This window comes from Neobacillus citreus (assembly GCF_018343545.2).
GTDB lineage: Bacteria > Bacillota > Bacilli > Bacillales > Cytobacillaceae > Neobacillus > Neobacillus citreus.
Window position 1 is genome coordinate 31,691 of sequence record NZ_JAGYPE020000028.1, and the last position, 15,706, is coordinate 47,396.

A 15,706-nucleotide genomic window follows, 5' to 3' on the forward strand; every position below is an offset into this window, starting at 1 on the left:
TCCATTCCTATAGCGACCGTTTTGGCGAGTCTCCACAAGGAAGTAACATAGAGTTTAATCTGACTTGGCCGATTGTTCAGGCACCTGTTTTAAAAGGAACGGTCTTTAATGCCAATAATATCACCCTATCATGGCCAGCTGTAACTTGGGCTAGCGAATATCGGGTCTATAAAGTAGTTGGCGAAAACAAAGAATTGATTTATAAGGGACCAGCACTAAGCTATAAAGTATATAACCTTACCGAAGAAACTCACTCGTTTGTCGTGACAGCTTATAGCAGCCGTTTTGGCGAGTCAGTACCTTCTAATCAATTAGATCAAACGATTGTATATCCGGAAATGGAAACGCCAAAGGCAACTCTAAAGTTATTAAGTCAAACAAGCGCCCAAATTTCATGGGATTTTGTCACTTATGCAAATGGATACAATATTTATGAAATTATTGATGGAAAACCTGTTCTTTTGGTCGAGAATTTGAATAATCTTTCATACACGATCCAAAACCTATTGTATGCAAATCATGAATATTACGTGACGTCCTATAGCAACTCATTTGGGGAATCTGAGCCGTCGCAAACAGTGATTGCCAAATTAATCATTGACACCCATGCTCCAGAAACAAAACTTAACGCTCCGACACAATGGGTTAATCAAAACCAAGTGGTAACCCTCGAAGCGACAGATGATGAAGCAGGAGTAGCAAAAACCTTCTATTCTTTAAATGACGGACCGATTAATGAAGGAACTTCTATACTTGTTGATCAAGAAGGTATCAATAAAATTTCTTATAATTCTGTTGATAAGGCTCGCAATGTGGAACAGGTAAAAACAGCTTTTGTAAAAGTCGATAAAACAGCACCAAAAACAGACATTAATGAATTACCGGTATACGCAAAATCCTTTACCGTTCAATTGACTGGAAAGGACGAGCTAAGCGGAGTTTCTAAAACCTATTACTCCATTAACGGAGCAGAGTATGCAGAAGGCACATCTTTTATCGTAGAGAAAGAAGGAATCAACGAAATTTCTTATTTCTCTATGGATGCAGCGGGTAATAAGGAAGATGTGAAAACAGTTAAGATAAACATTGATCAAACCGCACCGGTGACCTCCGCTGGCACACCAGAAGTATGGGTAAACGACGATACCACAGTCAAGTTAACAGCAGTGGATGAAAACAGCGGAGTGGCGGAAACTTATTACTCAATCAATGGCTCCGAATATGTGGAAGGTCCAGCTTTTACAGTAGACAAAGAGGGAATCAATAAGATTTCTTATTACTCTGTTGATGCTGCAGGCAACTATGAGGAAGTGAAGACGGCAGAGGTAAAAATTGATAAGACTGCTCCAACAGTTTCGATTGCATTGGAAAACGTATACGAACTTGGATCAACATTTACATTGAATTACCTTGCTGAAGATAACCTTTCGGGGATAGCTGCAGAAGATGTTATGCTTAACGGCCATTCTTATAAAAAAGGTGACCAAATTATTTTAGACCAGCCCGGTGAGTATAAGCTCTTCATTAAAGTGACAGATAAGGCCGGATGGACAACGGTGGTGGAAAAAACAATTACCGTTTATATCCCGGTTACTCTCGAGGTATTACCGAAAGTGATTAAAGGCAACAAAGGAATCTTTACTGTCAAAGCAACTTTACCGAAGGAATACCCAACTTCGTTATTTAATGTTTCTACTATCACGTTAAATGGTGTATCAGCTGTAGCGGATAATAATGGTCTGCAAAAGCAAGCAGAAAAAGGCCAATTCAAATTCAATCGTGAAGACTTTACTTGGATAACTGGTGAAGTGTATCTTGAATTACGCGGGTATTTAGATAATAAATATTTGGTAATTGGTAAGACTACGGTTGAAGCAAAAAAATAGCCCCCAAATAAAGATAAACTTATCAAAAAACTGCACCCCATAACTAGCGATTGGCGGTGCAGTTTTTATATGACCAAAATACTTTTATTGATTTCAGTCAATCCGGTTGTTAATGTTTTTCTTGAGAACTGGTGTACGGTATGGTACAAATAGGATAGATTCCATAGGGAATGCTTTGTATTTAAAGGAGTGTTTAGAGTGAATAAGACAGATTTGGTTCAAGAAGTAGCAAAAAGATCCGACCTAACACAAAAAGATTCCGGGAAAGCAGTGGACGCTGTATTTAGCGCAATTTCGGAAGCGTTGAAAAACGGTGATAAAGTACAATTAATTGGTTTTGGTAACTTTGAAATTCGTGAACGTGCTGCGCGTACAGGCCGTAATCCTCAAACCGGAAAAGAAATTGAGATTGCAGCTGGAAAAGTTCCGGCATTTAAGCCTGGCAAGCAATTAAAGGATGCAGTAGCTGGTAAATAATTTATTCTTACTACATAACAAAAAGTGATGGTATACTAATTAACCATCACTTTTTTATTTGTGTATCCATTTCTGAATATGGTGTTTGCTTCTTTTAGGTCTACAACTATTCGCTTTTTCGTTCACTTTTTTGTATTGATATTTCACCTTAGAATCGTATTACATAAGATCTATTGGAATTTCCTTACTGTTAAATCCAAATAAAGATTTCATTGTTAAGCCTTATTTTAATAATTTAAATTTCATAGTAGGACGTATTTGCTATGATAGCAATATTAATAATACGCCTTATTAAGAGTACCTTCGTTAGAGGTTGATCAATAAACTTTGATTGCATTAATTCGGTCGTATCATTCGCTAGCCATCCAGGTAGCAGAGTTTCACCACAAATAATGAAAATCTTAATTATTCTAAATAACTAAGTTCAGACCAGGGGCCCTTTCCTTCACCCTTATCTTGAATCACTCATTGCATAAGTCTCATTACTATATAGAAATCTTTGACTTGCCTGATTAAGATTTTTTAAGCACTCCTTTTTAATGTTGTCATCACAAACAAAATCGAAAATTAAATCATCTTTTATTTCAGAGTAAATTTCCATAACTTGTTCACGTGAAATTTTTATATATCTTCTCTTCTTTGCAAAAATCATAAATTCCTGCTCAAAATATTCAATCGAACCAAAAAAAACTTTCAAGATGCCCAACCCTTTCCCTTTTACACTTTTAACAATAAAAAAGCGCTCCAAAAAGAGGAGGACTATCAATCACATAATGTTGTAGTAATTTAAAACCAACATTATCATCCGTTCCTTTTGGCAACCCGACTATCATAGTCATAGACCTTAGACTCGTGGCTTTGCGTCCTTTTTTTTCAAAAAGTTTGCCTTTTTCATTTTCATAACTTAATAGTAAAATATACCCATGTATTTTTCAATGCATTTCGTCAAATTTTTACAAAAATTATTATGAGATTTAACATTGCAACAATTTAAGAACGTTCTTTATTTAACCCAAACTAATACCCCTTGCGACTATTAGATCATATTATTACCAGGAGATTTACTTAAAAATGAATGGATGCTTTCTAAAATTATTACTTTTGGAGGTGGTGGATCCTAACTAAATTTGATGTTTGCTTTTGGTATCTTCATTCTAACGGTGGTGGCTCTCTTCAAAAAGAAATAACCTCTCCCCCGCACATGCTAGTGTAAAAGGGAAAGGCTATCTTTTCTCGTTATAACACGGCGGTCGCTACACTTCATGCAGGAGCTATGCATTAAGAGGGTCCCGTTAACAACTGGCACTTCTTTTATTCTATATGCATGCACCATTTTCTTGTAAAGTAAACCTAGTATAATGGTGGCTGTCAGGGGAAATTTGTCATGATCGGTAGCATTTAAAAGTGGGTAACAGCTCCTATTTTATATAAAAAACACTGAAAACAAGACAAAAAGATATGAACTCAAAGTAGATTTTATTCTATTTTTATTGGTTTCTTTCTTAAGTTTTTCAACACACGAGGCGATTCAAGCATGGAGTGATGGTGCTAAAACTCTTCTAATATCCCATTAAACAAAGCAAAAAGGGCCCCTTAATAAAACTTTATCTTATACTCGCAGTGTTCATCGCCATTTACATTACACTTCACGGACACTTACCTTCCCACTATGGAAAGTGGACAATGCCCCTTCTAAAATCGCGCCTTCTAAGTCACATACTAAATTTCCTTCATGGGTGGGTAGTCCTTCACAGAAACAATCCTCAATGATGACGTTCATTTCATTATCTGACCTTTCAGTGATTTTTGGTAATCGGCCCAAAATAAAGGATTAGTTGTCCAGGATTTCTTTCAACTTAAACATACTTCGAACCACGTCTACGTATCTTTATAAAAACTCGGAAAAATGGCCATTCCACTTCAGCCGATTAGTCCATTCCAGCATGTTATTGTTCTAAATCCAAACTAGCTCCTCCTATTTCAGTGCCCTATTTTTGTTAAATTAACCATTTCAATCACAATTTATATTAATGACCTTCCGTGAAGCTTTGCATTTTTGAATCAATTTGTTTAAACCCTTTTGGATCAGTTTCCATTATCTCATTTAAGTCTGATAGGATTTTTTTCAATTTATCTTTCTCATAATCTGGTAATGATCGTATCCAATCTATTTTTTTCGAAGTATCTTCCATTTCTTACAACTCCATTCCAATATTTTTCGCCATTAACCAATTAACTTTTTAAACATTCAAAGGTAGATTATCTCAGGAATGAATCACAAGGCTTACACAATAAATACTAATTATCTTCTACACAGAACTTGCTAAAAGTTATATGCTCTCCTACTTGAAAATTAACAAAGAAATCCCGAATCCTTCAATGAAAAAAATTAGAATTCGGGGTTTTATAATTTATACAATTGGATTAAAGATTCGTCGTAAGTTATTCTAGAAATTGAGATTGAGTCTCTCTGGCTCTGTAGTACTGATTGCACATTATTTATCTATTTAACTTTGAACTGACTAACATGTCTCTGTAAGTCATCTGCCATCCTGGCTAATTCCGTTACAGAAGTAGTAATTTGCTCCATTGCGGCTAACTGTTCTTCTGAAGCAGATGCAACACTATGGGTGGTATCAGCCGAATTTCGAGCACTATTAGCAATTCTTTGAATCGATGAATTAACCTGTTCTACACTAGCTGACATTTCTTCAGATGCAGCTGATGTTTCTTGAATCTGAGCTGTAACCTGTTCAATTAATGTTTGAATTTTTTTAAATCCCTCTTCAGCTTCGTGGACAACTTCCGTTCCTACTTTTACTTCTTGGGCTCCTTTATCCATAGCGTCGATAGCAACCACTGTGTCTTTTTGTATTATTTGGATTAACTCTGCAATTTGTTCTGCTGAGTTTTTTGATTGCTCTGCGAGTTTTCTTACCTCATCAGCCACAACTGCAAAACCTCGCCCATGCTCTCCAGCGCGAGCAGACTCGATGGCAGCGTTTAGGGCTAATAAATTCGTTTGTTCAGCGATAGAAGTAATTACCCCAACAATCTTACCAATTTCTTTAGAATGTTCACCCAAATGTTTAACAGCAGAAGTAGAATCATCTACCACTTTATTTATCTTATCCATTTGATGTGTGACTTTTTGTAGCGAATCGCTCCCATTATTCGCCTCTTTACTTGTTTCCAATGCTAGTTCCGATACAGAGGTAGTTGATTTAGCCACTTCACGAATACCAATCATCATCTCTTTCACGGCAACGGAGCTTTCGGTAGCTGACTTTCCTGCAGATTCTGCCCCACTTGCAAATTCTTGAATGGAAGTGGCTATTTGGTTCGCTGCTTGGGTAGTTTGCTCAGCACTTGCAGCTAATTCTTCAGCTGAAGAAGCTACTTGGATTGAATTTAAGTTTACTTGGTCAATTAATTGTCTAAGATTTATTGCCATTTGATTAAATACTTTGGCTAGACCTCCAAGTTCATCCTTATTTTTTACTTTAATCTCATCCACCGTAAGGTCGCCTTTGGAAATCCTATTGGCAGTATTTGCTATAGTCACCAGTGGCCTTGTAATAAGACGACCTATGAATAATGCAGTAACAACCCCGATCAATACCCCGATTATTCCCAATATTAAAATTTGTGCTTTAGTTGTGTTAACCTTTGCAGTATTTTCCTTATTTCCAGTTTCTAATATATGATTTTGATAGTCAGATAGCCTATCTGCTTGCTGATCAAACCTTTTCACAATCTCACGACCTTGTGAAGACACCAAGGCTTGATATTCCTCTGTTTTATTTTGTCTTTTAAGTTCAAAAACGTGTTCAGTAAACTGTTTATATTCGTTCTCTATTCGATCAAGCTCCTTTAACATATCTATTGCCTCTTTAATCTGAAATCTTTTCAATAAATTATTATATTGGTTTTGATATTCATCATGTGCTTTGTTATAGTCCTGTAACGCTTGGTCATCACCTACAATTAAATAACCACGCATACTTACGATTTCTTGTTTAGCAGCAACTTTCAAGGCTTCAATATCAACAGCTTTTTTAGCTTTATCTTGGAGTAAAAAACTGTAATTTTCATTAACTTTACTTATTTGGTAGTAACTTACCCCAATTGTCATGATTAAAATAAGTATGACTACTAAAAATCCACTCAGTAGTTTTCTATTAATAGTCCATATCATAAAGATTCCCCACATTATTTTTTATTTTTTAAAACCTTAATATTATTGATAGACAGTCCGTATTCTTTATTTCCTATTTTAAAAATACCTGTTTAAAAGTCACTCGGCATAAAAACGCCACTCCTTTTAAAAATCCCCAATAATATAAAAATGAGCAAAATAAAAAAGCAACCTGATAACGATTATTAAGCCGAAAATAGGTTACTTTAATAATTCTCGGTAACTGGCTGGCATTGTAAGTCATTCCTTACATTAGCCCCTATAGTTTTGCGTCCACATCTTTCGAGGTGTTTGCCTTTATCAACATTAGGATTTCCTGTGTCTTTAGACCTATTCAATTATAGTGAATTATATGAATGTTTGCAGCCCTAACAAAAAGAGGGTAGTCCCATTACGTAAGACTTCTCCCAATTAATAGCTAAAAATAACCACTTGGTTTCTTCCATTTTCCTTTGCTTTATACAGGGCTTTATCAGCTTTTTCAATGAACCCTTCTACATTCTCGCCTTTGTATAATGATACTCCTAGGCTAATAGAAATAGGAATATGTTCATTATAATGCGTAAAATCCGATTGATTGACAGCTTTCCGAAGACGTTCTGCAAATCTTTGACCTTCACCTAAATCCGTGTTTGGGAGCATTATTGCAAACTCTTCACCACCAAAACGAACATACGCATCTGAGGTTCTAACATTCCTTTTTATCATGTCTGATATATGTTTAAGAGCTTCATCTCCACATAGATGACCATAATTGTCATTAATCTTTTTAAAATGGTCTATGTCTACCATAATAAGAATTAATGGACTATTTATTCTTTGATGAAACGGAATTGTTTTTTCCATATATAAATCAAAATATCTTCGATTATATAGTCCTGTCAATGAATCGACGATGATAAGCTTTTCCATATACTTTACTAATTTATTATGTCTTAATACAAAATAACTCACTGTAAAAAGAATGGCCCCATCCACAAATGACTCCAAAATAAGTGCTACCGTTTCAATTCTGTTAAAAGAGTCTTCTTCAATGAAGTGGGTAACATATTTTAAAACACTGAAAAATAAAGCAGTTCCAATGATTACTTTCCATTTTGGGTACATGATCATAATCACGATATTCGGAATTAGAAAAAGTGACCAAAAAAATGAGGAAAGACGTTGCAATTCTTCCTTCAAATTGAACGCTATTATGATAGGTAAAACTGCAAAAACGACAACGATAGACCATAACACTATTTTTCGTTTCAATACTATTTTTGCCATCCTTTTTAGTTAATTAGATTTTCCATTACAATCAAATGGTAAATGGGTAATATTATTTCAACTGTTGTTCCCTTGTTTACTTCACTTTTTATATTTATGGTACCTCCGTGCTCTTGGACAATTTTATGACAAATCATTAATCCTAAACCCGTACATTTTTCTTTTGTACTATAAAAAGGTTCTCCGATCTTCTTTATTCTTCCCTCAGAAATGCCATACCCCTGGTCTATAACACTGATTTTTATCGAATCAGTTCCATATCTTTGTGCATAAAGTTTAATGACTCCTCCATTCGGCATAGCTTCCACAGCGTTTTGTAAAATATGAATAAATACTTGTTTCATATAATTGCTGTCACAAAACATGATTGGTAAATCGGAATCAAATTCATGAATGATTTCAACATTTTGCTTAATTGTTTGTGAATAAAATAGTTTAAATACTTTTTGCAAAAGAAACGTAACATCCAATTTTTCAATCTGGGATGCATGAGGTTTAGCAAATTCCAAGAATTCTCGTGTAATTTCCTCTATGCTGTCAATTTCCTTTAAAATGGTTTTTAAATATAAAGGTTCATTTACTTCCTTTTGAAGTAATTGTACAAACCCTTTAATAGAAGTAAGCGGATTTCTGATTTCATGAGCAATACTCGAAGCCAGTTGCCCGACAATCGAAAGTTTCTCTGATTTTCTGATCATTTCTTCTGTTCTTTTCCGGTTGGAGATATCCCGCCCCACTGCTATAAAATACTCTATTTCACCATATTCATCATAGACAGGCGAAATTTTGACTTCAATATCAACCCATCCTCCCTGGGTATGTTTATGTCTAAATTCAATTTGACATGGTGTTTTGGATTTAATCATATTCGTATATTCCTTTTTTATGGCAGGAATATCGTCGATATGGACTAATTCAAAATTAGACGTGCCTTCATAATCTTTAACTGATATCCCTAATATTCTTTCATGAGAAGGGGACGCATAAAGGACCGTTCCGTTTTTATCCAACATAGCAACTAAATCTAGTATATTATCCGTAATAAGTTGAAACTTTAAGTTTTTAAACTCTAAAGCATCTTTTATTCGCTTCGTTTCTGTAAAATCAACACAAGAACCAATTGTCCCGACCACTAGTCCATCTTTAAGAATGGGAGATAAAGTTGCAAAGAAATGTATCCCGTTTATTTCCCCTTTATATGTTACGTTTTCTTCTCCATCCCACACCCTTTGATAATTTTTTTCTATTTGCTCCGCAATATCAAATGGCATGAAATCTTTTAGTTCTTTTCCAACTACCAGTTCGGGCTTATGACCCATTCGGTACATTAATTTACCATCACATTGGGTGTGTATAAATTTCCCATCCTCCTTTACCACCTTAAAAATCATTCCTTGCTGCTGACTCATGATATCACGCAATTCTTGACGGGTGCTTTCCAACGCCTCCTGCATCTTTTTTTGGTTGGCTATTTCTTGAGAAATTCCTTCCTGAGATACAATTTGTTCTATTAAATGGAAACAGTTAATTAATTCTTCCGGCGGTAATGGCATACTAAAAAAGTATCCCTGGCCATGATTACAAGAATTTTTCTGAAGAAAAATCAATTCATCCTTCGTTTCAATTCCCTCTGCAACAGCTTTTATTTTTAAGTGGTGAGCCATTGCAATAATCATTTTTACAATGGTTGCGTTGTTCAAATCCGATGTACAATTACGGATGAAAGATTGGTCAATTTTAATTTTATCGATTGGAAAATCATGCAAATAATGAAGGGAGCTATAGCCTGTTCCAAAGTCATCTAAGCTAATTTGCACCCCTAATCTTCTTAATCCTTTTATGCCATCAAGTGCTCGGTCTTTATCCATCATCATGCTCTCTGTAATCTCAAGTTCAAGATATTCAGGAGGAAGTTCGGTTTCTTTTAAAATCCCCTGGACAACATCAACTAAATTGGGCTGATAAAGCTGACGTACAGAAAGATTGACAGACATCACCATGGGTGAGAAACCAGCGTTGATCCATTCCTTATTTTGTGAACAGGCGTTCTTTAAAACCCATTCGCCCATCGGTATAATGAACCCTGTTTTCTCTGCAATTGGAATAAACTCAATGGGAGGAATTAACCCTTTCTCCGGATGTTCCCACCTAGTTAATGCCTCTACTCCATCGATTTTCCCTGTTTCCAAATTAACCTTTGGTTGGTAATAAAGTCGAAACTCGTTCCGTTCCAGTGCATTCATCATTTCCCTTTGTAATAATACTGACTCATCTGCGATTACCAAGTTATATTTCTCCCTCCAATCTTTTTTATAACCTAATCTATACTTGAGAAGTGCCTTTTTTACTATCCATAAATGACAAAATCAGGTCAAACTTCCTATAATTCTACCTTATTTGACAAAATTCTACAATACCTATATTATAGATAATAGTTATCTATTATTTTTTTGGAGGGTTTATATGCAATATAGCATCGGGGTTGAATACGCCCTTCATTGTTTGCTGTACCTAATTAATCCCCCTACAGGGGCTAATATTGGAATTAAAGAACTCTCCAAATTTCAAGGAGTTTCTGAAACCTATCTATCAAAAATATTTACGAAATTAACGAAAGCAGGAATTGTAAGTTCCATACCTGGTGCTAAAGGGGGCTATCAATTAACAAGAAGACCTGAGGAAATTTCTTTTTGGGATGTAGTAGAGTCGATTGAAGGCTCAAAACCTATGTTCCAATGCAAAAACATACGAAAAAATTGTTTTTTGTATCAGGAAACTGGTTATCCAGAATGCTTAGCCAAGATACCATGCAAAATTAATGTTGTCATGCTTGAAGCCGAAAATCAAATGCGTAATTTTCTTAAAGATAAGAGCCTGCTCTGGTTAATGCAATACTTGGAAGGAATTCTCCCAGATGAATTTTTTGGAAAAACTAACGACTTTTTTAACAGGAGCTAATTTTCAAGCAAATTGATTAACTGAAAAAGCATGTCCTTATCAAGGATACCAATTGTGTTTACCTTCCTTACATTTTCATACATATTTCATTAGTGAAAATGGATCGTACCATTTTTTACGTAGGTATAATGCACTTATTATCACTAGACATAATAAAATTGGCCAAGAAATGAAAAACTGGGATATTTACCTCGTTTGGACGAACAACTCAATTTATTTAACAACAAATTAGGACCACCACATGTCAGTGGTCCTAATTATATTTATAAAAGTTAAAATCACTTATATAAAATAGGACTCTACCCTTTGACTCGTTTAATTTGAACCTTGAGAACCGCCCCGATGATAAATAATTTAATAGTAAATTTCAATATGCTTTATACCAAGCAGATGGAATTATTAGGGTTAAATTTTTTCTTCGTTAATCTCTTCTTCTCTTTTTCCACTTAAAAAAATATCTTTTCCCTTCCCTAGAACGTGAATCGCTTAATTGTCTCTTTTAATTCTTCTGCTTGTATTACTAATTCACTTCCTAATTTACTTACATCTTTAATTATATGTGTTTGTTCCTCTGCAGCTGATGCTACTTCTAAAGATCTCACCGATGTCCCCTTTGCAATTGCAGTTACTTCCTGCGATTGGCTTACTGTTTGTCCAATATAATTGAATTGCTGTTCGACAAGTGAGACAATGTAATTTACAACGTGAACAACTTCATCAATTGAATGACTCATTTTACTAATAGCTTTGTTAGTTTCACTACCTTTATTCGCTTCTTCATTTGACAATGCGACTTGTTTTATTATATGGTTAACAACATTCGTCACTTCTCTTTGAATATTTTTGATCAACGTAGAAATTCCAGCGACAGCTTCTGCACTTTGATCAGCTAATTTTCGGATTTCTTCTGCAACGACTGCAAATCCTTTTCCATGGTCACCAGCATGTGCAGCTTCAATAGATGCATTCAATGCCAATAAATTTGTCTGACCTGCAATGTCTCCCACAAATGAAATGATTTTCTCTACATCATTTGCATGATTCTCTAATCGTTTGACAGATTCCAGAGACTCTTTACTGCTTTTTTCCATTTCCTGCACATCATCCACAAATGAGTGAATTATTTGTTTACTCTTATTTAGAGTATTAACCATTTCACTAGACAATTCCTCAGATTTAAGGGCTTTTTCTTGGACCTCATCAGCGAGAAGCAATACATCTTCTACAGAATGTGAAGTTGCTTGCATTGCAGCAGCAGATGTATCCGCTCCTTTTGAAATTTCTGAAATAGCCCTTGTTATGTTTTGTGACTGTTCTACCGCCACATTTGATGCCATTGTCATTTGAATAACTTTTTCTTTTGTACGTTCAAAGTTTGTATCAATACTACGCGCTATATCTCTAACACTATGCAGCATTTCGTTAAAAGCTAAACTAAGTGATCGTATTTCATCATCAATCTTGGGGACAGGTGCATCTTTCCCTATTTCACCTTTTGCTGCTTTAGCTACCGTATCCTCTAATAACTGTAATGGCTTTGTAATAAAACGTGTAGCAGTGTAATACGCTAGAACTCCAGACCAAAAAATCCCTAAAACTAAAGTAAATAAAGTAAAGAGTTGTTCATTGATAATATCCGAAACAAATCCATATAAATAATAAATAAAAAACGCACTCGTTGAATAGGTAATGAATGCAAGTACCGTAGTAAATATAGCAAGCCTTTTGTTTAAACCAAACTTATACTTCTTTTTTACTCCCAACATTTTTTCTTCCCCCGCAGAATAAATTTAAATATGCCTATGATTCCTCACACTTTTTCCAGACTTTTCTTATGTATTTATTATCATTTTTAATAGTAATTTGCTTTCTATTATATAAGTCGGATTATTTTCGAAAATATTTAGCGATTGCAATTTTTAAATTATTCTACCCCGTTAGAATTCCTGTAGATAGCTATTTTTCGCGTTTGAAAAAAATAGAGCCCCTCAGTAAGATGATTATACACACACAACTCAAAATCATTCTTAGGAGGAAGCTCTAATATGAAGTTTAAAATGCAAGACAAACAAAATCAACTAATTGAAAGAATTTCGATCAAACATCTTATTGTCGGAATAGATATAGCCCAACAGTTTCACGTTGCTCGTGCCGTAAACTTCCGTGGCATTGTTATTGGTGATCCTCTAACGTTCGAAAATAATGAAGATGGCTTTGCTAGATTAATACAATGGATTAATCGGTTGAAAGCTTTAAAGGGCTTAGATACAACGATCGTTGGTATGGAGCCAACCGGACACTACTGGGTTAACTTATCAAAATGGCTTTATGAAAGAAATATTGAAGTAGTGACAGTAAACCCCCACCTTGTAAAAAGAAATAAAGAAAATCGAGATAATACCCAATCTAAAAGTGATAAAAAAGATGCCTTAGTTATTGCTGATATGGTGAAGAATGGCTATTATTCGTTTATTCGCCCTTCTTCAGAAATCTTTGAAAAACTACGAGTCTTAATGTCTAATCGTGACATGACCGTAAAAAGACTTGTTAGTGCTGTAAATCAGATTAACCGTTGGGTAGATATTGTTTTCCCTGAACTTCGGCAAGTTTTCAAAGATGTTAAAGGAAAAGGGGCAATCGCAACACTTCGCTTATTCCCTACCCCACTTGAAATTAGTTCAATGAAACCACAGGATATCGTGAACGGCTGGAGAACCTTAATGAAACGACAAGCTGGTTTAAGAAAAGCACAACTACTTATTGAATTAGCTACCCATTCTGTTGGTACACCACAAGCACTTGATGCTTATAAATTACACTTGGAACAATTACTTGAAGAATTTGATCTAGCTACAGCCCAACTGGAAAGAGTTGAAAAGGAAGTCACGGAAGTTCTTAAAAAAATACCTTTTGCTAAAAAATTGCTTTCCATTAAAGGCATAAGCGAAATTGCACTTGCAGGTATTTTAGGAGAAGCTGGAGATCTAAGTGGTTTCACTCATGGTAATTCTTTATTACGACATGCAGGGTTACATTTAGCAGAGGCTAGTTCAGGTAAATGGAAAGGACAAATTGTCCTCTCAAAACGAGGAAGGTCCCGTTTACGACGCTTTTTGTACCTAGCCACAATGAGCCTTGTCATGAACAACCCCGATTTTAAAGAATTACATTCTAATAATGTTAATGTAAAAAAGATGAAGAAAATGAAGTCCATCATGAAACTAATAAATAAATTCGCAAGAATTCTAGTAGGAATGGCAAGAAAAAATGAATCTTATCGTTCCGACAAAGTACAACCTTTAATTTCAATAGCTGCTTAATAAAATTTCAACATATCTTCAATTACAGGTAAATTTATAAACTAATAGATAAATACATTTCAAATATTGGCTTATTCGTAGGATTTCAAAGAAAGTACGAAGGACCGGATTACTTAAGCATAAGGGCTCTGACCCGTTCCGTTAGAAAGACCGGCATCTACCACTTGGATAGGTATGACGAAGGAATGAAAGGGCATTTGACCCGTTGAGACATGGGAGCGAAAACCTCCAGGGGTGGCGTGGAGAATACGTACATTATATGGGAAATAATGGAGATATCACTACCTCCTTTATTTAAGTACGCCTTCATGTAGTCAAAAAACCTAACAACGCCTTTCATCAGTGACCTAAAGTTATTACAAGTGATTTGAAATCCTGCGAATAAGTGAGTATTTGAGAGATAATCGTATCTAACTGAGGGAGCTTAAAAAAAGAGCCTTCCTAAACGGATGAAGGCATGAAGGTAACACAAGTAATTCGGACCAATGAATAAATCCAACCGCTTTTTTACAAGGCGGTTGGATTCATTCTATAAAAAACAGAACCATTCTTAGGGAAGAAATCCTCGCTGTTCCTACCCAATCGTTTTAATACCGTCGCACTTAACACAATCAACGCTTAAAATACCAACTTTGCAAGCTCGGCTTTCAATTTCTCCCGGGAACCAACTGGAATGTCTAATGTAATGGAGTAACCATCAGTATAAGTTATGGTGACAGTTTTGATGGCATTTAACTCCTTTTTAGAAGCGATCTTTGATTCAAATACTCCCACTTCTTCAAGACCTTCGTCAAGCATACTCACTGTTTCAAGTCTTGAATCTTGCACCATTACTTCTCTCTCCTCGATATTTTCTTTACTTTCAAACCCGTCATCGATAACGAAATCAGGCGTCCCTTTCATTTCAACCTTCAAAAGAGTATCTTGTTTCGAACAAAAGCGATCAGAATATCGCTCATAATGTTCTTGATAAATTTTTAGATATTCAGATAAATACTTACTGTAGGCATTTATGGTTTCGTCAACCTTACTGAAGATTTTTTCTTCTTCTCTTCTCTTAAATTCATCAATCACAGCGCTGCTTCTAATTCTTTGATAAGCTGATTTAAGTGCCCTCGTGCTACCACCGTATGCTATACTTCTATGTTCCTGATTGATCGTATCAATCATGGGCTCAAGGTAGGTTCCATCTAATAAGAATTCCTTTTCGTTGCGTAGAATATCTAGTGCTTTACTTCTGTATTTATTAAAGTCACTTAGTTCAGGTCCCCAAGGAGAATTTTTTATAATCCGCTCGTATTCTATTATTTCGTTTTCAAGCCTTGTAGAAATTGATATAAGCCGATCTTTTATTTTGCCTACATTCTCAAATTGCTCGATTTCCCCAATCTTCGGCCTAGGCAATTTCTGCTCAATCTCCGAAATCAAACTCTCTTCCATAGGAAACGATTCCTTAATCTCATTTCTGAATATATCAAGGTAACCATCGAATTTCTTCAAGACATAGTCGATGCTGTGAGGATTATCTTGAATTCTTTGTTTGTTTTCTTTTAGAAAATTAGCTGCTTCTGTTCGTAATTTTTGAAAATCCACTTTAT

Annotated in this window: 11 protein-coding genes, 1 pseudogene and 2 riboswitches; of the genes and pseudogenes, 5 read left to right on the top strand and 7 right to left on the bottom strand. The window is 35.3% G+C overall.

Annotated elements, in window-relative coordinates:
* The coding region (locus KHB02_RS15800; RefSeq protein WP_420848088.1) for an OmpL47-type beta-barrel domain-containing protein at positions 1-1,886 on the top strand (1,886 nt) is incomplete at its 5' end.
* A 198-nt stretch (positions 1,887-2,084) separates the two neighbouring features.
* The gene (locus KHB02_RS15805) at positions 2,085-2,363 is read left to right on the top strand and encodes an HU family DNA-binding protein (RefSeq protein ID WP_213148071.1); all 279 of its coding nucleotides are present in this window, start codon (positions 2,085-2,087) and stop codon (positions 2,361-2,363) included.
* A gap of 451 nt (positions 2,364-2,814) precedes the next feature.
* Here KHB02_RS15805 and KHB02_RS15810 read toward each other — a convergent pair whose 3' ends face one another.
* Positions 2,815-3,060: a hypothetical protein gene (locus KHB02_RS15810; protein WP_213148070.1), complete on the bottom strand. Its 246-nt coding sequence runs from the start codon at positions 3,058-3,060 to the stop codon at positions 2,815-2,817.
* A gap of 116 nt (positions 3,061-3,176) precedes the next feature.
* A riboswitch (cyclic di-GMP riboswitch) is annotated at positions 3,177-3,260 on the bottom strand.
* Positions 3,261-3,487: 227 nt separating this feature from the next.
* On the opposite strand from KHB02_RS15810, the pseudogene KHB02_RS30055 reads away from it, so the two are divergent.
* Positions 3,488-3,550, top strand: a pseudogene (locus KHB02_RS30055) (hypothetical protein); the annotation flags it as partial.
* Between the two features lie 840 nt (positions 3,551-4,390).
* On the opposite strand, the gene KHB02_RS15815 reads toward KHB02_RS30055, so the two are convergent.
* The 4 genes from KHB02_RS15815 to KHB02_RS15830 form a co-directional block, all read right to left on the bottom strand.
* Positions 4,391-4,555: a hypothetical protein gene (locus KHB02_RS15815; protein WP_213148069.1), complete on the bottom strand. Its 165-nt coding sequence runs from the start codon at positions 4,553-4,555 to the stop codon at positions 4,391-4,393.
* Positions 4,556-4,866: 311 nt separating this feature from the next.
* Positions 4,867-6,561 carry a methyl-accepting chemotaxis protein gene (locus KHB02_RS15820; protein WP_213148068.1) on the bottom strand — a complete coding sequence of 565 codons (1,695 nt, stop codon included), beginning with the start codon at positions 6,559-6,561 and terminating at the stop codon, positions 4,867-4,869.
* Between the two features lie 215 nt (positions 6,562-6,776).
* A riboswitch (cyclic di-GMP riboswitch) is annotated at positions 6,777-6,867 on the bottom strand.
* A 105-nt stretch (positions 6,868-6,972) separates the two neighbouring features.
* Positions 6,973-7,815 (bottom strand): GGDEF domain-containing protein, encoded by an 843-nt coding sequence (locus tag KHB02_RS15825; RefSeq protein ID WP_241113895.1) that lies wholly within the window; start codon positions 7,813-7,815, stop codon positions 6,973-6,975.
* 20 nt (positions 7,816-7,835) lie between these two features.
* Positions 7,836-10,115, bottom strand: coding sequence for an EAL domain-containing protein (locus KHB02_RS15830; RefSeq protein ID WP_213148066.1), 2,280 nt, complete (start codon positions 10,113-10,115; stop codon positions 7,836-7,838).
* Between the two features lie 178 nt (positions 10,116-10,293).
* On the opposite strand from KHB02_RS15830, the gene KHB02_RS15835 reads away from it, so the two are divergent.
* Positions 10,294-10,788, top strand: a complete 495-nt coding sequence (locus KHB02_RS15835; RefSeq protein ID WP_213148065.1) for an RrF2 family transcriptional regulator — start codon at positions 10,294-10,296, stop codon at positions 10,786-10,788.
* Positions 10,789-11,258: 470 nt separating this feature from the next.
* Here the strand turns inward: KHB02_RS15835 and KHB02_RS15840 are convergent, their stop codons facing one another.
* Entirely contained in the window at positions 11,259-12,554 is a 1,296-nt protein-coding gene (locus KHB02_RS15840; protein ID WP_213148064.1) for a methyl-accepting chemotaxis protein, read from the bottom strand.
* 279 nt (positions 12,555-12,833) lie between these two features.
* Between KHB02_RS15840 and KHB02_RS15845 the strand changes: the two genes are divergently transcribed.
* Positions 12,834-14,108: an IS110 family RNA-guided transposase gene (locus KHB02_RS15845; protein ID WP_213148063.1), complete on the top strand. Its 1,275-nt coding sequence runs from the start codon at positions 12,834-12,836 to the stop codon at positions 14,106-14,108.
* A 618-nt stretch (positions 14,109-14,726) separates the two neighbouring features.
* Here the strand turns inward: KHB02_RS15845 and KHB02_RS15850 are convergent.
* Entirely contained in the window at positions 14,727-15,701 is a 975-nt protein-coding gene (locus KHB02_RS15850; protein ID WP_213148062.1) for a hypothetical protein, read from the bottom strand.
* Positions 15,702-15,706 lie beyond the last annotated feature (5 nt).